21 protein-coding genes, 1 tRNA gene, 1 rRNA gene, 1 pseudogene and 1 riboswitch are annotated in these 22,239 nt (G+C 37.3%); of the genes and pseudogenes, 5 read left to right on the top strand and 19 right to left on the bottom strand.

Annotated elements, in window-relative coordinates; genetic code table 11:
- From LDX58_RS14370 to LDX58_RS14355, 4 genes are all read right to left on the bottom strand, one after another.
- A 16S ribosomal RNA gene (locus LDX58_RS14370) occupies nucleotides 1-425 on the bottom strand; the annotation flags it as partial.
- A 436-nt stretch (nucleotides 426-861) separates the two neighbouring features.
- A complete protein-coding gene (locus tag LDX58_RS14365) occupies nucleotides 862-1,779 on the bottom strand; it encodes a sulfurtransferase (protein WP_227937520.1) in 918 nt (305 codons plus the stop codon).
- A gap of 121 nt (nucleotides 1,780-1,900) precedes the next feature.
- Entirely contained in the window at nucleotides 1,901-3,073 is a 1,173-nt protein-coding gene (purT, locus tag LDX58_RS14360) for a formate-dependent phosphoribosylglycinamide formyltransferase (protein WP_227937519.1), read from the bottom strand.
- A gap of 309 nt (nucleotides 3,074-3,382) precedes the next feature.
- Nucleotides 3,383-3,589: a hypothetical protein gene (locus LDX58_RS14355; protein ID WP_227937518.1), complete on the bottom strand. Its 207-nt coding sequence runs from the start codon at nucleotides 3,587-3,589 to the stop codon at nucleotides 3,383-3,385.
- 371 nt (nucleotides 3,590-3,960) lie between these two features.
- Between LDX58_RS14355 and LDX58_RS14350 the strand changes: the two genes are divergently transcribed.
- Nucleotides 3,961-4,260 (top strand): hypothetical protein, encoded by a 300-nt coding sequence (locus tag LDX58_RS14350; protein ID WP_227937517.1) that lies wholly within the window; start codon nucleotides 3,961-3,963, stop codon nucleotides 4,258-4,260.
- Nucleotides 4,261-4,351: 91 nt separating this feature from the next.
- Here the strand turns inward: LDX58_RS14350 and LDX58_RS26710 are convergent.
- From LDX58_RS26710 to LDX58_RS14330, 3 genes and pseudogenes are all read right to left on the bottom strand, one after another.
- A pseudogene (locus LDX58_RS26710) lies at nucleotides 4,352-4,641 on the bottom strand (allophanate hydrolase-related protein).
- A 559-nt stretch (nucleotides 4,642-5,200) separates the two neighbouring features.
- Entirely contained in the window at nucleotides 5,201-5,407 is a 207-nt protein-coding gene (locus tag LDX58_RS14335) for a hypothetical protein (protein ID WP_227937514.1), read from the bottom strand.
- A 142-nt stretch (nucleotides 5,408-5,549) separates the two neighbouring features.
- Nucleotides 5,550-5,732, bottom strand: a complete 183-nt coding sequence (locus tag LDX58_RS14330) for a hypothetical protein (RefSeq protein ID WP_227937513.1) — start codon at nucleotides 5,730-5,732, stop codon at nucleotides 5,550-5,552.
- Between the two features lie 213 nt (nucleotides 5,733-5,945).
- Between LDX58_RS14330 and ilvD the strand changes: the two genes are divergently transcribed.
- Nucleotides 5,946-7,640, top strand: coding sequence for a dihydroxy-acid dehydratase (ilvD, locus tag LDX58_RS14325; RefSeq protein WP_227937512.1), 1,695 nt, complete (start codon nucleotides 5,946-5,948; stop codon nucleotides 7,638-7,640).
- Nucleotides 7,641-7,799: 159 nt separating this feature from the next.
- Here the strand turns inward: ilvD and LDX58_RS26465 are convergent, their stop codons facing one another.
- From LDX58_RS26465 to LDX58_RS26460, 4 genes are all read right to left on the bottom strand, one after another.
- Entirely contained in the window at nucleotides 7,800-9,032 is a 1,233-nt protein-coding gene (locus LDX58_RS26465) for a GGDEF domain-containing protein (protein WP_227937511.1), read from the bottom strand.
- A gap of 32 nt (nucleotides 9,033-9,064) precedes the next feature.
- Entirely contained in the window at nucleotides 9,065-10,039 is a 975-nt protein-coding gene (locus LDX58_RS14315; RefSeq protein ID WP_227937510.1) for a BMP family ABC transporter substrate-binding protein, read from the bottom strand.
- Nucleotides 10,040-10,517: 478 nt separating this feature from the next.
- The gene (locus LDX58_RS14310; protein ID WP_227937509.1) at nucleotides 10,518-10,793 is read right to left on the bottom strand and encodes a hypothetical protein; all 276 of its coding nucleotides are present in this window, start codon (nucleotides 10,791-10,793) and stop codon (nucleotides 10,518-10,520) included.
- 2 nt (nucleotides 10,794-10,795) lie between these two features.
- Nucleotides 10,796-10,903 (bottom strand): hypothetical protein, encoded by a 108-nt coding sequence (locus LDX58_RS26460; protein WP_227937541.1) that lies wholly within the window; start codon nucleotides 10,901-10,903, stop codon nucleotides 10,796-10,798.
- Between the two features lie 663 nt (nucleotides 10,904-11,566).
- Nucleotides 11,567-11,650: riboswitch (cyclic di-GMP riboswitch) on the top strand.
- A 23-nt stretch (nucleotides 11,651-11,673) separates the two neighbouring features.
- On the opposite strand from LDX58_RS26460, the gene LDX58_RS14300 reads away from it, so the two are divergent.
- Nucleotides 11,674-11,850 carry a hypothetical protein gene (locus LDX58_RS14300; protein WP_227937508.1) on the top strand — a complete coding sequence of 59 codons (177 nt, stop codon included), beginning with the start codon at nucleotides 11,674-11,676 and terminating at the stop codon, nucleotides 11,848-11,850.
- Between the two features lie 399 nt (nucleotides 11,851-12,249).
- Here the strand turns inward: LDX58_RS14300 and mnmH are convergent, their stop codons facing one another.
- A complete protein-coding gene (mnmH, locus tag LDX58_RS14295; protein WP_227937507.1) occupies nucleotides 12,250-13,329 on the bottom strand; it encodes a tRNA 2-selenouridine(34) synthase MnmH in 1,080 nt (359 codons plus the stop codon).
- A gap of 324 nt (nucleotides 13,330-13,653) precedes the next feature.
- Here mnmH and LDX58_RS14290 point away from each other — a divergent pair, with 324 nt between their 5' ends.
- Nucleotides 13,654-14,199, top strand: coding sequence for a hypothetical protein (locus LDX58_RS14290; protein ID WP_227937506.1), 546 nt, complete (start codon nucleotides 13,654-13,656; stop codon nucleotides 14,197-14,199).
- Nucleotides 14,200-14,798: 599 nt separating this feature from the next.
- Here the strand turns inward: LDX58_RS14290 and LDX58_RS14285 are convergent.
- The 5 genes from LDX58_RS14285 to LDX58_RS14265 all read right to left on the bottom strand — a co-directional run bounded on the left by LDX58_RS14285 (nucleotide 14,799) and on the right by LDX58_RS14265 (nucleotide 19,216).
- Entirely contained in the window at nucleotides 14,799-15,689 is an 891-nt protein-coding gene (locus LDX58_RS14285; RefSeq protein WP_227937505.1) for a glycine betaine ABC transporter substrate-binding protein, read from the bottom strand.
- A gap of 66 nt (nucleotides 15,690-15,755) precedes the next feature.
- Nucleotides 15,756-16,409 (bottom strand): ABC transporter permease, encoded by a 654-nt coding sequence (locus LDX58_RS14280; protein ID WP_227937504.1) that lies wholly within the window; start codon nucleotides 16,407-16,409, stop codon nucleotides 15,756-15,758.
- Nucleotides 16,406-17,536, bottom strand: a complete 1,131-nt coding sequence (locus LDX58_RS14275) for a betaine/proline/choline family ABC transporter ATP-binding protein (RefSeq protein WP_227937503.1) — start codon at nucleotides 17,534-17,536, stop codon at nucleotides 16,406-16,408. Before LDX58_RS14275 ends, LDX58_RS14280 begins: the two co-directional genes overlap by 4 nt.
- A gap of 1,387 nt (nucleotides 17,537-18,923) precedes the next feature.
- Nucleotides 18,924-18,996: transfer RNA gene (locus LDX58_RS14270), tRNA-Ala, on the bottom strand.
- Between the two features lie 64 nt (nucleotides 18,997-19,060).
- A complete protein-coding gene (locus tag LDX58_RS14265) occupies nucleotides 19,061-19,216 on the bottom strand; it encodes a hypothetical protein (RefSeq protein ID WP_227937502.1) in 156 nt (51 codons plus the stop codon).
- Nucleotides 19,217-19,332: 116 nt separating this feature from the next.
- Here LDX58_RS14265 and LDX58_RS14260 point away from each other — a divergent pair, with 116 nt between their 5' ends.
- Nucleotides 19,333-20,340 (top strand): potassium channel family protein, encoded by a 1,008-nt coding sequence (locus tag LDX58_RS14260; protein ID WP_227937501.1) that lies wholly within the window; start codon nucleotides 19,333-19,335, stop codon nucleotides 20,338-20,340.
- Here LDX58_RS14260 and LDX58_RS14255 read toward each other — a convergent pair.
- Complete coding sequence (locus tag LDX58_RS14255) at nucleotides 20,324-20,746, bottom strand: YugN-like family protein (protein WP_227937500.1); 423 nt, start codon at nucleotides 20,744-20,746, stop codon at nucleotides 20,324-20,326. The genes LDX58_RS14260 and LDX58_RS14255 overlap by 17 nt on opposite strands.
- Nucleotides 20,747-20,883: 137 nt before the next feature.
- A complete protein-coding gene (locus tag LDX58_RS14250; protein WP_265416685.1) occupies nucleotides 20,884-22,233 on the bottom strand; it encodes a glucose-6-phosphate isomerase in 1,350 nt (449 codons plus the stop codon).
- Nucleotides 22,234-22,239: the final 6 nt, after the last annotated feature.

The following is a 22,239-nucleotide window of genomic DNA, read 5'->3' as shown; positions in this document are numbered from 1 at the left end:
CCTTCATCACTCACGCGGCGTTGCTCCGTCAGACTTTCGTCCATTGCGGAAGATTCCCTACTGCTGCCTCCCGTAGGAGTCTGGGCCGTGTCTCAGTCCCAGTGTGGCCGATCACCCTCTCAGGTCGGCTACGCATCGTCGCCTTGGTAAGCCATTACCTTACCAACTAGCTAATGCGCCGCGGGCCCATCCCGTAGTGATAGCCGGAGCCATCTTTTATTCTAAAACCATGAGATTCTAGAAATTATCCGGTATTAGCACCGATTTCTCGATGTTATCCCGATCTACAGGGCAGGTTGCCCACGTGTTACTCACCCGTCCGCCGCTAACCTCATAAGAGCAAGCTCTTAATTAGTTCGCTCGACTTGCATGTATTAGGCACGCCGCCAGCGTTCGTCCTGAGCCAGGATCAAACTCTCCATAAAAGTGCTTGATTTGTGCTCAATGCTTATATCACGCTAGCGATATAAAATGCAATTTTACTAAATTGCTGAAAATTGACGAGAAAATCATGTTTTCTCTTTTCGCTTGGCTTTTGTTCAGTTTTCAAAGAACTATTTCACTGTCGACTTCCGTCAACAACAGTCACTTATTAGCGACATTTGTTATCTTACCACATTATAAACATCAACGCAACATCTTTTTTTGCGAATATCCTTTAAAAGATGATTACTGCGACAACAAAAATTAGTATACCACACCAAGTAATTCTCCGCAATAGTTTATTTCTTTTTTATTTCCTATATGCCTTCTACCACTTATCACATATATCAAAACATCCTATTTCAATCATAGTGTATTTGTTTTAGGAGATTGTTACAGTGAAACACACTTATGCTCATTCATCTAGTTGGATCCATTTTAACGACCGAACTCACTTTTTGATTGACTTGGATTTACAATTGGCATGTTCGGATCATTGCCCCACTCCTCCCACGATCCTTCATATACAGATAGATTTTCATACCCTAGTAGCCTAAGAGTAAAATACATATGAGAGGCACGATTCGCTTTTTGACAGTAGACGACTATCTTTTTATCTTTACTAGCTCCGACTTCTTCTAATAGAGCAACTATTTCATCCAATGGTCTAAATTCAGGAACTCCCACTTCATTAAGTACACTTTTCCATTCTACATTTATAGCAGAAGGAATGTGGCCCCCTCTCTTTGCACGAACATCCCTACCCTTATACTCCTCAGGAGAACGTACATCTAAAAGAACAACCTCCTCCTTTCCAATTACCGCCTTTACTTCTTCTTTGGTCATCATAAGATCGTGTTTTTCTATTACTTTAAAGTCTCCACGATTAATGTTGTACTTTGAAGTTGATATTTTTTTGTTCGTCGCTTCCCAAGCTGCAAATCCTCCATTTACTATTTTCACATCCTCATGTCCAAAATACTCCAAAGCATAGAACAACCTTGTTGCATTCGTATCTCCTCCTTGATCATAGATAACAACTGTATGATCATTTTTTAAACCATAGTTTCTCATTACTTTTTCAAATGATTCTTTCTGAACTAAGTAACCATCAATCGGATGTGAATTATCTACTAACAGATCCATATCAAACTGAATAGCACCAGGTATGTGTCCAGACGTATACCCTTCTTTTCTAACATCTATCACATACATGTTCTTATCATCTAAATTCTTTTCTAATTCATCAACTGTAACTAAAATAGAAGCATTAGGATAATCAAGTGATTGAGCATAGCTCCACTCTGAAAGCCCAAAACAAGCTATTAATAGAAGTATGAATGCGATTTTCCTCATTGAATTCCACTCCTTTCCTATCTTCGCTTTTATTATGGCCAATAAACGATTTAATACTAATAGACTTATTTGCAAAAAAAAGACGATTAAGAAAAAAATCTCAATCGTCTTTTACTTAGACCTATTTATTCTGGTAAGTAATTTTCATTTTCTCCGCTGCTACTTTCGCTAGCTTACGAGCCGTTTGTGTATCTTCTGAAGTACTTAGAGCTACTGCCATTCTTCGACCCACTTTAGTCTCCGGCTTACCGAAAATTCGAACTTGTGTTAATGGAGTCGCTAACGCCTCGTTCACTCCAGCTATTTGATAATTTGAACTTTCTTCCCAAGCCTTTACAACATGACTCGCACCAGGGGCATGAAGCGTTATTTCAGTAATTGGAAAACCTAAAATGGCACGAACATGTAAAGCAAACTCTGATAAGTTTTGAGTAACAAGCGTAACCATCCCTGTATCATGTGGTCGAGGCGACACCTCACTAAAGTATACCTTGTCTTTCGTCAAGAACAATTCTACTCCAAATAACCCATAACCTCCTAATGCATCTGTGATCTTTTTAGCGATGTCTTGCGCTTCGATGATTTGTGTCTCCGTCATTTGATGAGGTTGCCAAGACTCGATGTAGTCTCCATCTTTTTGAACATGTCCAATCGGTGCACAGTAAGCAGTACCAGAAACAGAGCGAACTGTTAATAACGTAATTTCTGATTCGAAATGAATAAATTCTTCAACGATCACTCGAGTACTCTTTCCCCGTGCTCCTTCTAAAGCCATATCCCAGGATGCTTCTATATTATCTTCGGAACGACATAAACTTTGTCCTTTACCAGAGGAACTCATTAATGGTTTAATGACACAAGGGGTTCCAATTTTCGCTACCGCTGTTTTTAATTCTTCATAAGAGTTAGCAAACTGATAACCCGCTGTAGGTAACCCTAACTCTTCACTTGCTAGTCTTCGTATTCCCTCACGATCCATTGTTAACTTGGCAGCAGAGGCAGTTGGAACAACAACATGTCCTTCTTTTTCTAAATCAACTAGAACCTGAGTTTGAATCGCCTCAACTTCTGGAACAATAAGATCAGGTTTTTCTTGCTCAATGACTGATCTTAAGGCCTCGGCATCAAGCATATCAATAACATGAGATCTGTGCGCCACTTGCATAGCAGGGGCATTCGCGTAACGATCGACCGCAACCGTTTCAACCCCAAAACGTTGCGCTTCTATAATAACTTCTTTTCCTAATTCGCCCGAACCAAGTAATAAAATTTTTTTAACTTGCGTAGATTCCATTTAAACGCCGCTCCCATCAACACTGTTATTTTCTCTTATCATAAAGCTAAGTTACGTATTCTTTCAAGTTAAATATCAAAATTAACGAACCATTTTTAACATATATTAATTAACGTTCGTTAAAATTTTTTTTGCTTGACTAAGGACATCTTCATTGCTTGAACTAACTTTTCGGGTAAATCTGTGTTAACTAAATGTCCTTGAAAATAATTTAGATTTTGGTCCAAACGCATAAATAGGAACATCGACACCTGTATGCTCTGTTGTTATCCAATCAATATAAGGCCCTCTCACTAATAAGTTCATTTATTAGTATGCCCGCCTTCTTTTTAGTAGTTTTTTTAATCGTTTTAGTTCCTCTTTTGTTAAATCAAGATTTGTATATTCTTTTATGACTCCTTGAACATTGGTCCGTTCTTTATTCATTTTTGAAGAAATAAAAGTTGCTGTTGCTTTGACATCTTGTAAAACTTCAGACAGGTAACATACTCCTCGTAGCCACCAACCGATAACCATCCAGTGTCATGATCTCCTCTTTCCATTGTTTGTCATGATGGATTAATTTATGTTTTTTCACCATGGGCAGTTTCCGCAAAACTGACAAAAAACCTCTTCATTAATTAGCCTTCTTCATAGAAGAACCCGAATATTGTCTATTTAAGTCTGAATTTTGTCGAATGTTTGTTCGTAGTTATCCACTTTCTCCACAGATGGCCTGTGTATAACTTTCACCTATCTTCTTTTTAAAGCTAGACCGGTGAAAAATGTCTCAATTTTTGTATAGGCAACTTCATCATTGGATTACAAATGGGCTCTTACCTATTCCACATCTGACTAACTATCATAGGCTAGAGTGAAAATGATTATTATACGAGAGGGGAATTCTAATGTATAGAAACGCATACACAACTCCAGTATATCAACATACAAATTCTAGATTCGGTCCTGGGATTGGACCACTAGGCGCTGGTATCCTCGGAGCCGGTTTAGGCTTTTTAGGAGGACAGTTAGTCGGACCTGGATTCGGTACCTTCAGCCCTATTTATGTAGGACCTGGTTATAGCGCATACGGTCCTGGTGGTTATGGCGGTTACGGATACCCAGGTTATGGATATGGACACCATGGCTTTGGTGGATACGGGTACCCAGGTTATGGACCACGCCCTCGTCCTCGCCCCTACCTCTAGAACGAAGATGAAGACTGACACCTTAGGTATCAGTCTTCATTAAATAATTTTAAACATATTTTTTAGCTTTTTAACAAAAGATTGTGCCAACCTAAAGCAGTAATATCTTCGGCACCCTCTGCCGATACGCTTCACAAACGAACCCAGGAACTTCGAAAGCAGCTTCAATCTCGACTTTTCCGATTCCAAGCGGGGCAGGAATTGAAGCAACAAACAGCCCAAATTTTGAGACAAACATTTTCCAAACTTCTAACTGGATCGATCTACTACCTGTTGTTTTTTAATCAATTCAGGTTTCGTTGGTTCAGATGGAAGCTTCACCAATTGGTATTTAGGAGCCGTAATGGCTTCTCGAACAAACTCAGCACGACATTCTTTCATTTGTTTCTCTAACGGTAACCCTCTCATATGTAATCCGGATACAGCAACCAATGTCGTTTCTTCATTAAATGTTTGATTAACATTTTGAGTTGATTTTAGAAATAAATCCGTAGTTCCGCAAATTAAACCTTCATCTTCTGTTAGGTTAAAGATATTTTTAGACAATCCTCAAGCTTTTAAATTTACTATTTGTGTTTCATATGAAATCAAGAAGAATCAAGCACTCTTTTTCATCTTCCCTCTTGGTAACACCCAGCATCATTTGTTATTTATTAAATATAGATTTTAACAACCCTTCACATTCGTTTTAAAAATCTCAATATGTCCTTAAACATAAGTTACCATTTACCTCTCAAATTGAACTATAAATAGCAATACTTTTAAAACCTTGATTTGGGGCCTAGACAAAAGTCATTATATTTAGTATTTTTTTACAATTGATTGATAATATAAAAAAGTACCCCATAGGTAGACTTTTTAAAATGTCTACTCTATAGGGTACTTTTTATATCGATTTGGCTACTATTTACGATTTCCATATTAACGGAGCTCCTTACTACTAGGATGAGTACTTCATTATCCCATGTAAATAAACCGAGTAATCTCTTTGTACATATTCTCTTAATTTAATTTTTTCTTCTGTTTCTAATGCTTTAACCAGTTCTTGGATCTTCTGTTCATTTTCTTTTGTAGTAGGAATCTCTATTGAAAACAAATTATTTCGACTACTATTTAGTAATTTTTTTAATAACTCAACTTTATTCATTGGGTCATCCCCTTTATCTATATTATATTCGACATAAAGGCGGATTTTCCCTTTGAATATCTTATGTTGTTTTAAATTTTCCCTACATTCCACAAAAAAGTATGATTACAGGGTACCCTTCAGGAATGGATTATCTTTTTAATTAGCTTTTTTTATAACCACCTTCTACTAATCTCATCATATCCCGTCCTGATTTCTTTTCTGTTTCATGATAATTTCCTTCATCACGCAAACTCATGTACCAGTTGCTATCGGCATCTTCATTTAACATATACAACTTATTAGTGAAAACATTTGTATACAGATCTCCATTTCTTAGCCTCATACTATCCCCCCTCTCATGTATATAAACTGTATTATGCCCAAGATATCGCCCTAAAGTCATTAGACATATACAGTCCAAAATCCTAATGTATTGAGACCATGGTAGTCTTCGCACACTTTTATTTCAAAAGAAAAAACATGTATTATGAAAAGCAGATCTTTTGTTGATACTGTTTATGACATGTATAGTAGAGAAAAACACAGGAGGTATTCCATGACAAAAGAAGAAAACAAAGATTTGCGAATTCGAAGCATTGATATTAGTGAAGGAGAAAACCGCGCTCCTAATCGAGCCATGTTAAGAGCGGTTGGCTTCAATGATGATGATTTTAAAAAACCAATGATTGGCATTGCCAGTACTTGGAGTGAAGTGACTCCATGTAATGTTCATATTGACCAACTTGCTTTGAAAGCGAAAGAAGGAGCTAAAGATGGAGATGGTGCTCCACTAATTTTTAATACAATAACGGTATCCGATGGTATTTCAATGGGTCATGAAGGGATGCGCTATTCATTACCAAGTAGAGAAGTTATCGCTGATTCAATTGAAACCGTAATGGGGGCCGAACGTCTTGACGGGTTAGTCGCGATTGGTGGCTGCGATAAAAACATGCCTGGCTGTATGATTGCGATTGGACGTTTAAATGTTCCTGCTGTTTTTGTATACGGAGGAACGATTGCACCAGGAAAATCTAAAAATGGCAAGGATATTGATATTGTTTCTGTCTTTGAAGCTGTTGGGCAGTATAGTGCTGGTAAGATGAACAAAGAAGATTTAAAAGATATTGAATGCCACGCTTGTCCTGGCGCAGGATCTTGCGGTGGAATGTACACCGCCAATACAATGGCGTCGGCCATAGAAGCAATGGGGATGAGCCTACCAGGTAGCGCTTCTAATCCTGCCGAAACGTCTGAAAAGCTGACCGATTGCTATGACTCAGGACAAGCAGTGCTCGAGCTTCTTCGTAAGGAGATTTATCCAAAAGACATCATGACGAAAAAAGCATTTGAAAATGCGATTACCGTTGTAATGGCACTCGGTGGCTCTACGAATGCTTTTCTTCATTTGTTGGCTATTGCTCATTCAGTTGATGTCGACCTTACGCTTGATGATTTTGATCGCATTCGAAAAAAAGTCCCTCATTTAGCTGATTTAAAGCCTAGCGGTAAATATGTCATGCATGATCTTCATTCTGTAGGCGGCGTATCGGGTGTAATGAAAATGCTTCTTGATGAAGGTCTACTTCATGGAGATTGTCTAACTGTTACAGGGAAAACACTCGCAGAAAATCTTGCCAATCAAGCTTCATTAAAAGACGGACAAACGATCATTCGCTCCTTTGACGATCCTATCCGTAAATCTGGTCCTCTCTTTGTATTAAAAGGCAATTTAGCCCCAGAGGGTGGGATCGCTAAAATGTCTGGATTAAAGATTACGAAAATAACTGGTCCAGCAAAAGTATTTAATTCAGAACCAGAAGCAACCAAGGCCGTTCTAGATAATGACATCCAAGAAGGCGACATCGTCGTGATTCGGTATGCAGGACCAAAAGGAGGACCTGGTATGTCGGAAATGCTCTCGATTACTGGGATCATTGTTGGAAAAGGATTAGGCGAAAAAGTGGGTCTCATCACCGATGGAAGATTCTCAGGAGGGACGCATGGTTTAGTCGTAGGACATGTATCACCTGAAGCTCAAGTAGGTGGACCAATCGCTCTGATCGAAACAGGGGATATGATCACGATAGATAGTGAAACACAAGAGCTCTCTGTTGATGTAACAGAGGAAGAACTGTCAGAGCGGTTAGCAAAATGGAGTGCTCCACCTCTACGTTATTCAAGAGGAGTACTCAATAAATATGCCCGACTTGTTTCATCAGCTTCAAAAGGTGCCGTTACGGACCTTTAATGCTTGGTAAATAAAGCTCATTACTCGTTACAAACAACCCTGCTATGAACTATTCATAGCAGGGTTTAGTAATGTTTATAAAATTAAGCTTATTATGTATACAATTCATTGTTAATTAAATGTTTGATTAAAAAACAAGAATACTATTGCTAGCGTCGATTACACAACACTTTTAATAGTATTCTTTCCATTTTCTTTCGCGAAGTAAAGCCCTGTATCTGCTTTTCGAACAACACTCATGACATCACTCATCCCCGTTGAATCAGCTACACCAAAGCTACATGTAACCGATAATTGCTCATCATCAACGGCTATGCTTGATTGTTCAATTATAAATCGTAAATTCTCGGCTTGTTTCATCGCTTCGTTTTTACCCTTTTCCGGGAGCAGAACAATGAATTCCTCTCCTCCAAAACGCCCACAAATACTCTTCTGTGTGACAACACTCTTTAAGAGCGAGGCAACATGTACGATCATTTTATCCCCAACTAAATGGCCATATGTATCATTTATTCTTTTAAAATTATCTATATCAAAAATAATAATCGAAAAAGACTGGCCATCCATTTGTTTACCCGCACTCATAAAAAACCTTCTATTGTATAATTTCGTTAATTCATCAGTGTTTGCAAGTGTTTGTAACTTATCTGCATTTCTTCGTAACTGCCTAACAAGTGTGAATAAGCTTTGCCTCATCGTATTAAACGAATTTGTTAATTGCCCAATTTCGTCTTTACTATTAAGTTCCAACTCTTTAATTTCCAAATCACCAGCTGATATCCTTTTGGAGTACTCATTGAGTAATTGAATTGGCTTAACTATTTTCCTCGTTGAGATATACGTAGAGACACTAGCGATTCCTAAGAGCATGACTCCACTAAATATGAATAGATAAACGATTTCCCAATTGTTCTGTTTTGAAAACACATCATACTGCTCTTTAAGGGATTGACTTAAAAGATGAACATCATTTAACACTCCATTGATAATCGAGGACAGTTGGATCGCTACCGTTACATTCTGCTGTTCTGTAACAATATTCATTTTATCTTTGATTCGAGTCATTTTTTCTTGAAACAATTCAATTCTTTGCTGATCCTCTTCATCCGTAATTCGTAGTTTATTTACACTTTTGGCTTCTACTAGAAACTCATTAAATTTCGAAATGGTATTCAACAGGTTACTTTCCGTCGGATTTTTCCCATAGTTTGCTAAAGATTGTTGATAGCTCTCTAACGAACTATTTAACTGCTCAACTTCTAGCAAAGTATTCGAAAATTCACTAGCGGTTACTTGCATGGCAAACAGCTTTAAAATAATGATAGACATGATTATTAAGGCTATAAGAATGGAAACAGCGGTATGTAATAGAAACTTCATCTGTAGATTCACAAAATTGTGACCTCCTATTATTCAATCCAGTACTAATCTTCTGTACTATAGATTAATTGCCCTGTTAAAGCATTTATTTGTTCTTTTTCTCGCTCTGAAAGAGATACCAAGCGAATTTGTGATATACCGACGCCGTTGTCGACAAGACTTAGTTCGATATGTTTTTTTGATAAACTTCCTGTTTCAACTAGCTCCTTAATTGCGGTATAAATAGCGACATCAACGTTTTTTAACATAGAGGTAATAACGGCTTTTTCAGCGAGATAAAATTGGTCAGTATCTACACCTATTGCAAAGATCTTCTTAGCAACTGCTTCTTCAAGAGCCCCAAGACCTGTATAACCAGCTGCTGGAAAAACGATATCAACATCTTTTTCTTCTACCATAATGGAAACCATTTTCCGTCCTATTTCAGGATCACCAAAAGTAGCAGCGTATTCAATGTAAATCTTTGCATTAGGATTCACAGCGGTAACCCCACTTATAAACCCATCTTTAAATCTATTTATAACAGGGGCATCCACTCCTCCGAGAAAACCTATTGAATTGGACTCCGTTTTCAAACCTGCTATTATGCCTGCTAGGTAACTACCTTCATACTCATTAAATGTAATGGAAGTCACATTAGGCAAATCAATTGTTTCATCAAGATATAAGAAAGATTGGTTTGGATATTCAAGCGCAACTGCTTCAAAATTCTCTTTCATTGGATAACCTAGTCCAATAATCAAATCATACTGACCTTCTACTAATTCCAATAAACCATCTTTAAAAGAAGAAGAGATACTAAGGTCACGGTAATCAAACATGATCCCTAGCTCATCCCTTGCTTTCATTAACCCTAAGAAAGCTGTATCATTAAACGAGTGATCACCCAAACCATCATCTGCTAAAAGCACACCTATCTTTATTTTTTCTTTTGTTTCACTTGTATGAAGAACTTGAGTACAGCCTACTAACAGCATACATATACCTAGAAAAGTAATTTTTAAATACGATGATTTCATTGTAAGACTCCCTTATTTTTGAAACCTTAGAACTCACGCTCTCTATTGTAAAACTTTTACAGAAGAGAAACTATTAAAATTTTACACGAGAATACAATTTTTTTAAAGTAAGAATCATTATAGACAAACACGGAATACCTTTTAGGCACTCCTTGATTAATTCAATAATTGAACCTTTTGCATCTAGTTAGAAAAATACTTTTCCATTTTCTATACAGCAGTCAACACTGGTAGATGAAAAAAAGGACTACTAAGCACTCCTTTTTAATAGTATATTCGTTAACCAATTACTTACTTGGAGACAGCAGATTTAAAATTTCAGCTGATGTATAACGTTATAAGTTTACTCTCTTAATTCCATTCACTACCTTTGTTAATTCATCCATTTGGCTCCTTACACTCAAACCGGTACTCCCACAGCGAAGGATTAAAGCACGAATTTGTCTTATTTTATGATTATGGGAGTTAAAGTGAAGAATTAAAGCCCGAATTTGCCTTTTTTATGATTATCGGAGTTAAAGCAAAGGATTAAAGCTCGAATTTGCTTTTTTTTATGATTATCGGAGTTAAAGCGAAGGATTAAAGCCCGAATTTGCCCTTTTTTGTGATTATGGGAGTTAATTTGAGGAATATTTTCAGCGATCTGTTTAAACGTAAGATCTGTCTCAGTAAAAGAAATCATACTAGCTTGTACAGCATTTTCTACGTCTTTTAAATTTTCAATCACTTCTTGTTTATATGCATCCGAATTCATACCTAACTTATGTATTTGAATAACTGAGGCACTTGTTTAGATAACTTTTTTACTTCCTGAGCAACAACCGTAAACCTTTTACCATGTTGACCTGCACGAGCTTCTTCAATCGCAGATTAAAGCTAATAAATTGATTTGCTCAGTGGACTCTCTTAATTGTGTAATCGCCATCGTCATGTCTTTTCGTAAACTTGTCAATTTCATTCATCTTAACAAAGCATCGCAGTTCATTTAATTTGACCTTCATCTACCTGCTGCTTGGCACTCGTAGACTGTTTATGACTTTCTATAGCTTGTTTTTCAAAACTGAACTAAGTATCTCAGGCAGAACCTGTGTTTCCTGAGCGCTACTCACCCTTCACTTACTAGATTAATTTTATTTCTAGGATTTTTAAATATAAGAATTACGAAAGACATCCACTTCTCCAGTTACAAATTTTGATCAAAAAAATTGATTAAAATTTTATTACGTTATAGGCGAGGACACCTGCTAAAAAAAAGATACATAGAATCACACTAACTGCATAAGTCGTTGTTTCGCCTTTTGTTTGTTTGTTCATCGCCATTCCCTCCAACTCATCTTTGTACTAGTCATTTTGACCAAGAATGGGAGGTTCTATACTAGATTTATATGTTCATATAAAAAAGACTTCAGAATGCGTGATTCAGAAGTCTTGTAGATTTGTAAAAAAGCCTCTATGTTAATGATTATCATATTAGTTATAACAGTTCTTTAATTATGTACAGTCATAATAGTTTTATGATATAATTACCATACTTATGGAAGCTATGACAACTACCTACAATTTGGGCGCCTAAGGTAGATTGGAGCAGGTGGTGCAACCGGCCTAAGTAAAATTGCTGTAGGAGGCTATTTACTGTGGACTATAACCCCAACTCGCCTTTTTTATTATTAAACAATGAGGATTTAGTAGAGCTCTATAATGAAGTGTCCATAATAGAAGAAATATGTTCTGAATTTAAATTACTTCTAAGAGAAGAACTAGTTAGAAGAAATCTTTTTACAACGACTGAACGCAATGGTTATATAGTTTAGATCAGACAAAAAAAATGTATTCTCAAATAGAGAATACATTTTTTCAGAAATCTCTTTATAGCAAACACTTTCCTTTCTTAAAGATCTTAAATCATATACCCTCACAATCTAATGTACTTTTCACCGTTCCATTTGACTTTCCGCCTTTATCATCACTCCAGCAAGACTCTTAACTGTCAGATGATTTCTAAATCGATCCTTCCCTAATATCAATGAGGCCCACCCCGTCATCATATTATCACATCAATAATTCATAATTTTTTTATCCAATATTAAATTGCGTGTCCGTTTGTTTTTCATTTGTAACAGAATCCCTATACCACAGAAAAAGCCCAAAAGAGATAACGTTTACGGTCAATAAAATTTGATAGACAGATAATTACTCCCTAAACCAACACCCTACACATATATGGACGTTTCCATATTCTTTTCTTGTATTTTTAATATGCTTTGTTTTACGGCGTCGTACCCTTGAGATAAAGTAGACATATAGATATTAATGTTATTTTTAGATTCATCGAAGGAATGCTCATATCTTGGGTCGTAGTATTCTGTAAGTAAGCATGATACAAAGTCTGAGTAATTTTTTTGGTCAAAAGATGTAATAATACTTGAGAATACCTCTGTTGGTAGTCGTTTTTTTATGATGAATAGGGCCTCACGAAACTCATCATGAAATTCTTCAAACGAATAGGTTTCACAAATCGTTTTGACTCGGAAATCGATAGCGGCTTCTAAATGAATACCATAACCACGTTCTTTCCCTTTCAACATAAATTCAGGTAACATCACATTTCCTATACGTTTACTTTCAGCTTCAATAATCACGTATGCTGAATCTTTTAATTGTTCAAGTCTTGACCACAAACGGGATTCAAATTCTTTTTGGCTAACAGGAATCAGGCCAATTCCGCCAAATACAGATCCGCGATGGTTTGCTAATCCTTCAATATCGATTACAGGATAGCCTTCATTTTGTAGTTCCGATAAAATATCCGTCTTTCTTGTCCCGGTTAATCCTTCAAGGACGATGTAATTTTTTGTAGCGTGTGTATCAGCTTTGAAGGAGCGAACAATGAATTTTCTAAATGAGCGTATTCCACCATTTAATTGAACTACTGGTAAACCTAGCATCACCATAACAGATGCCAGACTATAACTTCTCATGCCACCGCGCCAGCAGTACATAACCAGTTCCGTATTTGCATTGTTTTGATGTAGCTCTTTAAAAGTTGCATGCAAATCAGGTAGTTTCTCTGATAATATTTTAACGCCAAGATCTTTAGCTTGCTCTGAGCCCTTTTGGTGATAAATGGTCCCTACTTCAATTCGTTCTTCATTATTAAACAAGGGTATATTAATAGCTGATGGAATGTGAAATTCTTCAAACTCTTTAGGTGAACGAACATCTACAAATATTGCATCTTCTTTTAAAGCTTCGTGTATATCTACAGTCGGAATATCTAATTTTCTTGTCAAGAACGTCACCCCCTTTATTAATGCTTTTGTCATAAACTGTTGACTCAGTATAACATAGTAAATCTATCGCCATGAACCTGTCCAAAAACGTATAGGTTATCCGTCACGCCGTAAAGCTTGCAATGTGGAGTAGAATTAACTTTAGACAAATTCCTATCATAGCTTTGACATACATGCAGGACAAGGCTACAAATCAATAGTTTATTTAATGCGTATACGGGTAATTAATTATAGAGCTTGTTCAAAAAGGGTGGTCTTCCCTTTTTTGAACAAGCTCTTATAGTAGTTAGTTGGGCATTTCTTATTGTATAGGAGGAAGTTTTTATGTTTGGGTTAGAAGATGTTAAACTAATATTTCTAGCTCTTTTTGTCGTGTTTCCCCTCGTCTCCTTTATTCATGAAACCGGATATTTGTTTTTTGCTTATTTATTTGGAGCAAAAGAACTGAAGTTAACCATAGGTTGTGGAAAACCTATTTTCAGATGGAAAATTCTCGAATTTCGCCGCTATTATTTCTGGTATGGATGGTGTTACTATAAAGATTTACAAAATGATACGCGGCTCTCCAATATACTTGTTTACTCAGGTCCTGTCATTTTCAATATTACGAGTGGGATTTTCTTGAATTGGTTAACGTTAAAGGGGGTTATTAAGCCTTCCATCTTTACTTATCAATTTGTTTACTTTTCTCTGTATTTTGCCGTTTTCGACTTAATTCCTATGACGTACCAAGATGGACAACCAAGTAATGGGAGGGTTATTTATGAATTGCTTCGCTACGGAAGAAAGAACTCCTATCAAAAAGGTGATTATAATCAAGAGATGAGAAAAATAAGGAATAATACAAAGCAGAAAAGGAAGGAAGTGTAGATTTAAAGAAGAAAACTTTTATATCCAAAGTTACACTCATATTATATATGGATGAAGCATACCGGATCAAACCGCTGACCTCCACACTTCCAACAGCCTCTCTCACCATTGTTAGTTGCAGTATTATTATTAAGATTAACTCACAGCAAATGACAATATTTAATTCAGGTCGAGTAATTACAGGGATGCAAATTTTATAGCTGCTTCTGTATATAATAAGGTTTTCACGTCGTCTACTACGCCGAAATTACTCCTATTGAGATTGCTACATCTAAGACATATGACCGCCATGCAAGACGCATCTTACATAACCTGGTTAATTTACAAATTCTAACCGTAACATAGAAAAAAACGACACCCTCCCCTAATTAATTAGAGAAACGTTGTCGTTTTTTACATAGATCGAGCATAGCGGGATCGAACCGCTGACATCTTGCCGCTCTCCCACCATTAAGTTTCACTTCTACATCCTTACATCTTCATAAACACAGAAGTACCCTTCGATGGTAAATCAATGAACTGAAATATATCAATTCACATTTTGTTTAGATGTAAGTTGTTAATGAATTATAATATTCAATAACTCTCAGCAGCTCAGATTAATTAATTAATCCTGATTCCTGTAGAAATTCTTCGGCAACCGCATCTACCCGGATGCCATCGTTATCCACTTTTCCATTCATAATTTGCATAGTCGTTTCATCAATTTCATTTTCTAACAGAGCAAGAACTTCTTCTAATTCTGGAAATTGTTCTAGCGCGTCTTGTCTAATGACAGGAATAGCGTGATAAGGAGGGAAGAAGCTTTTATCATCCTCTAATACCCGTACATCATACACTTGAAGCTGACCATCTGTAGTATAGGAGTTAATGACATCTATTTCCCCTTCACTATACGAACGATACATCATGCCGTGATCCATCCCTTTGACATCACCAAACTCAAGATCATAAGCTTCCTTAAATCCGGGCAACCCGTCAGGACGATCAATAAACTCAAATACAGCGCCTAGTGTAAATTGCTCTGAAACCTCTGCGAAATCACTGAACGTTTCAATGTTATTTTCTTCAGCGTATGTTTCATCCAAAGACAGCGTGTAGGTGTTGTTAAACCCAAATGCGTTAAACGCAACTAGGCCATCATTAGCAATTAGTTCTTTTGTGAGGGCTAACGTTTCTTCAGCCGTTCCAGTCTCTTCTTGATAATAGTTTGCGACGATCGTTCCGGTATAATCAGGGATCAGTTGAATTTCATTCTCGAGCATCCCGTTCCAAAGTACGTTGGAACCTCCTAAATTATCCTTTTGAATGACGTTAATATCAGTTTTGGCCTCAATTAATTGTCCCATGATGTTAGCTAGAATTATACTTTCTGTATTATTTCTAGAACCTACTGTGATTGAGTCCTCGTTAGTATCCTCGTTATTTCCGCATGCAGTAATTACCAATAGAACAGAAATAAGCATCATAATTAATTTATAGTTTTTCATTTTTTAGATAGTACCTCCTATAGTTTTCTAAAGTTGTGCGAACAATCGATAAAACAGCTTCATACCTTACCTTAACCCTTTTGGTGTGGACAAACGTTCGACCCTAGCGAGTACGAATTCAAGAATAATGGCTAATATAGCAGCTGGAATAGCCCCTAATAATATAAGTGCATCAATACCGCGAGTGATCCCTAAAAAGATAAAGTCACCCAGCCCACCAGCACCTATGAATGCTGCAAGTGTGGCTGTACCAATGTTAATAATAGCGGCAGTTCGTATCCCTGCCATAATGACAGAGACAGACAAAGGCAGTTCTACCTTTATCAAGATTTGCCAATTGGTCATCCCCATTCCTTTTGCTGCCTCTACGATTGATTTGTCTACATCTTTGATGCCTGTATATGTATTACGAACGATAGGTAGTAACGAATATAAGAATAGCGCGGCAATGGCCGCCTTCACCCCAATGCCGAAAAGCGGAATCATAAAGCCTAGCATGGCAAGACTGGGGATGGTTTGCATCATGCCTGCTCCACCAATAACAAGGTTGGCTAATGACCGAACACGTGTAATCAAAATACCTAAGGGGATAGCAACGCAAATCGCGAGTAGCATAGACATTGAAACGAGTTCCATATGCGTAAGCGTAGCAGTGATCAAATCATCGAAACGAATCTCGAATTGATATTGTAGTTGTTCCCAGATGGATAATTGTTTCACGGTGTAACCTCCGTCTCTGTCCATTGACTAGACAATGCTGTAAGTAACGTCCCTCGTGTCACTATTCCTATCAATTTGTGATCTGTATTGAGAATGGGAATAATACCATAGGGAGACTCTGACATGGCGTAGATAGCATCTTTAGCTGTCGCTGTGTCGTACAAATATGTATCAAGGGGTAACATCGTTTCCTCTATTGTTTTGATTTGTTTCATCTTAGCGACTAGATCATAAGCGGATACTATCCCTCTGACGACATCATGCTCATCTACAACAATCAACCTTTTAATTCGGCGTTTACGCATAAGCGCAAGAGCTCTTTCTGGTGAACGATCAGGTAGAGCCGTGAAAACATTATCTGCGATAACATCGGTAACCGGTAGCAACTCTGGATTTTGAAACATGCGATCCTTACCAATGAACGTTTCAACAAATCCGTGTGCAGGTTCGTGTAATAATTTCTCAGGGGTATCAAACTGAAGTAAGTTCCCGTCTTGCAAAATAGCAATTCGATCGCCTAATTTTAAAGCTTCATCCATATCGTGTGTAACAAAAATGATCGTTTTCTTAAGCTTTTTTTGTAATGAAACCAATTCTCCCTGGAGTTGCTCTCTTGTAATAGGATCTAAAGCGCCGAAGGGCTCGTCCATTAAAATAATTTCGGGATCAGCAGCAAGGGCCCTAGCAACCCCAACACGTTGTTGTTGTCCACCGGATAATTCCTTAGGAAAGCGTTTGGCATAAGTTTCTGGATCGAGTCCTACCAATAGCAAAAGCTCATGAACTCGTTCGTTAATCCGTTGTTTGCTCCACCCTTTGAGTTGGGGAACAATAGCGATGTTCTTCTCAATCGTATAGTGTGGAAACAGTCCAGCCTGTTGAATGACATAGCCAATTTTGCGGCGAAGTTCGACAACATTCAACTTAGTAATGTCCTTGCCGTTAATGGATATCGTGCCACTTGTATGAGGAATCAAACGATTAATCATTTTCATCGTCGTTGTTTTTCCAGAGCCACTAGGTCCGATGAGTACAATGAATTCTCCCCTACTCACCTCAAAATCAACGGATTTCACTGCTTCAAATCCGTTTGCATAAACTTTACTTACATTACTGAATTTAAGCATATGTACCTCCTTTATAGCCGTCCTTAACTATACGGGTAAATTTTCACAATTTCAAGGTCTGTAATAAAACAGTAGGGTTAGTATTAGCCGTTAGCAAGGATTATAATCAATATTTTTAAACTAATTTCTCCAAGTGCTGTTGCGTATGGTAACGCATACATAAATTCAAAAAAAGGTTACTAGAAATAACCGAAAGACAAATTTACATTTTATCAGATTACTGAAGCTTGCCACTAACTATACATCTTTATAAATCATTAACCTGTCTAAAATAATCACTGCACCTATCTCTTGCAAAAATTTAGACCAATCACCCATCTAGGTCACATTTCTATTAAAAAATCGATTATTTACAAATCATCAATTCACTGTTTTAGAATATACAAATTAAGATCCTCTAAATCCATTGATTCGATAGATCATATCATTTTCTTCAGCAACGATACCAATCGTTTCAGCCAATTACTAGTAAGTTAGACAGGCTCTCCTGTATCTTTGCACATTTTTCTAATCGCTACAGAAGCCCTTAATATTCATTTTCACGCACCCTTTTGTAGTATAATTGGATACTTATGTTACCTTAAAAAGATGGTCACTATATTTAGGGATGAAACATAAAAGGTTACGTTTCTTTATGTAGATGGAGCAACCGCTGACCTCTTGGCTGCCAGCCAAGCGCTCTCCCGACAGAGTTGCTCGCACTGCCCAAAAGTTAAAAGTTTATATTAAATCTTGATCCTTTTTCCTTCCAGATTGCACCCGCATGATAAAAACTTTTTGCTTTAATTCATCTACAATATAAAACCCAATGTAATTATCAACAATGAGTTTACGATACCCTTTACTTTTAAGGAGTCTATCCTCTACATAATTGTATAAAAAAGGAATTCCTTCAAATTCATAAAGCTCGTTTCTATTTTATCCATAAGCTTTTCGGTAACGGTTCGTTATAAAGGTCATCAGATATATACTGATAAATTGCTTCTAAATCATCTCTAGCAGCAGCTGTAATTTTTAATGAATAGTTATTTCCTTCCATATTTCTTATTTAATCCTTTAAACACTTCATCTGCATCTAATAAATCTTCACCATTTTCCAATTGTTTTCTGCCTTAACAAGCTTTTCATACATATCTAATTTGGCGAATTTTTTTTCATAAGCCTCCATACTCATTACGACTAAATCGCCAAACCATTTTTCGTTATATAAATCGGCTCTCCACTTTTATGACAGAGCTCGGAAATCTCAGTAGTATTCCTTAAGTCCTTCATTGGTCGAATTTCAGGCACTGAAACCAACTCCTATAATTATGTCACAAAACACAGAATTGCTATTCTGAAGGCAAAAAAAAAACGCAACCACTTATGGCTACGTTTTTTACATGAATGGAGCATAGCGGGATCGAACCGCTGACCTCTTGGCTGCCAGCCAAGCGCTCTCCCAGCTGAGCTAATGCCCCGTAAATTAATCTATATCTATTATATGTCTTTCGAGCTGTCGTGACAAGACTATTATTCATCAATTCAAAAAATCCATTCTAATAACCACCAAAACGCGCCAGCAATAACAGCTACGACGGCCGAGCTTAAAACGATCTCCAACGTAATTTTCTTTTGTTTTACTACATCAAATACAATCCATCCACAAAAAATAGCAAAGGCAAAAATAATTGTAGACATACACCATTCCCCTAAAACTTCCATTTAATCATCTACATCATATCAAAGAAACGATTGTTGGAGCAAGAATTTGGCTATACTGTTTGTATTCACTTGCACAAAATTGAGGTGTTATGATGTCTCAGTGGATACTGATACGAACGTTTTTAGCTCATATTCCACTTGTCGTTAAACTAGCTTTTGCTGTTGTTGGGTCTGGGGTTAGTGTTGGAGCACTCGTTCATATTCTTGAACCGAATAAATTCCCGACATGGTTTGATGGAATTTGGTGGGCTTTTATCACTGTATCGACCGTTGGTTACGGTGATTTTGTACCAGAGTCAACTATTACAAGAGTACTTGCCATCCTCCTTATTTTTGTTGGGGTTGGGTTTATGACTTTACTTGTGACTTCGTTCGCTGGTGCGGCTGTTCAGATAAATCAATCTACAAAAGAAGGCGGGATTTCTTTCGTGGGAGAAGGTCATGTTATTATCATTGGTTGGAATGAGCGAAGTCGTCATACGATTACAACGATCCAAAGCGAAAACCCTCATCTTAAAATTGTTTTAATTGATGATACATTAGCTGAACTTCCTAATGATTATAGGAAAATCCATTTTGTGAAGGGAAACAGTAGTGAAGATGCCGTCTTAAAGCAAGCAAATATTGGTCTCGCTTCAGTCGTTCTGATTACAGCTAATAATCAGGCAAACGAATTTTCTGCAGATGCTCGCTCGGTCCTAACCACTCTTGCGATAAAAGGACAAAATCCTTCAGTCTATACGATTGTTGAACTGTTGACAAGAAATCAAGTTGAAAACGCTAAACGAGCAGGAGCTGACACATGTATTATTTCTACCTTGCTAACTGGAGATCTTTTGACTTCTACCCTCCTTCATCCTAAAACAAGTGGAGTTATCAGAGAATTGTTTGAATTTGAGAGGATGAGCTTAATTTCCATCAAACCTTTAGACTCTTCTTTGCTAGGAGAATCATTCGTTCATGTTTGGCCCAACGCTTACAAAAATGGTGATTTGCCTTTAGGTATAAAAAGGGGCGAGCAAATTTTCATTCATCCACCCGCTTCCCTTAAACTAGAAGTTGATGATCAATTAATTGTCATTGTTAGTCAAGCAAAGTAAGCTCAAGTTCTTGGATCAGGCTTTGCGCTGTTGGCATGTATTTAGGGTCAATTTCACCGTCTTTGTCAACAGGTTCTTGGAACTGATTAAATGAGCTATTTAAATTCATCCCCACTAGTCCGTTAAAAACATCAGGATTACCATCTAATCCCTCTTGATATTTATGATTAATAATAAAAGGAGTGCCAATTTGAACGGTAACTCCTCTTTGGTCTAGCTCCCCATCCACTGCTCGGAAAGGAAGACGTAGGAATGTATATCCGTTTTCCTCATCAATTTTATAATCAAAGCAACCATGATCGTACTCCCAGCCTCCCCCGATCGAATATCCAAGAGGCTTAAGTTTATCTTCTAATTCCTTTAATTTAAATGGTTTACCTTCAACTGCTGATTGAAGAATAATCATCGCCCTCATCCTTTCACTGTCTTCTCATCATTATTGCTACTAGTTTGTCTCCCTTGTATTTTTTTATGTATAGGTAAAGGCTTTGTATATCAAAGAAAAAAGACTGTTGAAAACTTTTTCAACAGTCTTTAACGTGATTATTTTAAGCGAGCTTCTAACTCTGCTTTTTCTTTTTCAAAACCTGGCTTACCAAGTAGAGCGAACATATTCTTTTTATATGCTTCTACTCCTTCTTGGTCAAATGGATTGACGCCAAGTAGGTATCCGCTAATCCCAACGGCTTTTTCAAAGAAGTAGACTAAATAACCAAAATAATATTCATTTATTTCAGGTACATTCACAATTAAGTTTGGTACGCCACCATCGGTATGAGCAAGCATCGTTCCTTGGAATGCTTTCTTGTTAACGAAATCCATTGTTTCACCCGCAAGGTAGTTCAGACCATCCAAGTCACTTGCTGCTTCTTCAATCGTTACGTGTTCACGGACCTTTTCTACATGGATAATCGTCTCCAGTAAATTACGACGACCATCTTGTACGTATTGTCCCATTGAGTGAAGATCTGTTGAGAAATCAACAGATGCCGGGAAAATCCCCTTGCCATCTTTTCCTTCACTTTCGCCAAATAATTGTTTCCACCACTCAGATACGAAATGAAGCGATGGTTCGTAATTCACCATTAGCTCAATTGTTTTGCCTTTATTGTAAAGGGCATTACGAACAACAGCATATTGGTAAGATTCGTTCTCTGCAAGATTAGGATTAGCAAAATCTTCACTAGCTGCTTCTGCCCCTTTCATCATTTCTTCAATATCAAGACCACTCACGGCAATTGGCAGTAGACCAACCGCTGTTAAAACTGAGAACCGTCCACCCACATCATCTGGAACTACAAAGGTCTCGTACCCTTCTTCCGTTGCTAATGTTTTCAACGCTCCTTTTGCGCGATCCGTTGTTGCGTAGATACGTTTTCTTGCTTCTTCTTGTCCGTATTTTTTCTCTAAATAATCACGGAAAACACGGAATGCAATCGCTGGTTCTGTTGTCGTTCCTGATTTAGAAATCACATTAACAGACACATCTTTTCCCTCGATTAAACTTAATAGATCTTTTAAATAAGTTGAGCTAATGTTTTGACCTACAAAGAACACTTGAGGCGTTTTACGTGCCTCTTTAGAAAGATTATTGTAAAACGTGTGATTTAAGGCTTCAATGGCTGCACGCGCCCCTAAGTAAGATCCTCCAATCCCGATGACGAGCAACACATCTGAATCACTTTGAATTTTTTTAGCCGCCGCTTGAATTCTTGCAAATTCTTCGCGGTCATAGTTTTTCGGAAGATCGATCCACCCTAAGAAATCGCTTCCTGCCCCGGTTCCATTATGTAATGCTTCATGTGCAGCAGTAACTGCTCCTTGCATATAATCTATTTCATGTTGATTGAAAAATGTTAAGGCTTTTGTGTAGTCAAAGCGAATTTTTTCCATGATTTC

The sequence above is a fragment of the Alkalihalobacillus deserti genome (assembly GCF_020734105.1).
GTDB classification, from domain to species: domain Bacteria; phylum Bacillota; class Bacilli; order Bacillales; family Bacillaceae_D; genus Halalkalibacter; species Halalkalibacter deserti.
Note: the sequence above shows the minus strand (reverse complement) of the source record. Positions and strands in the feature narration are given on the sequence as shown.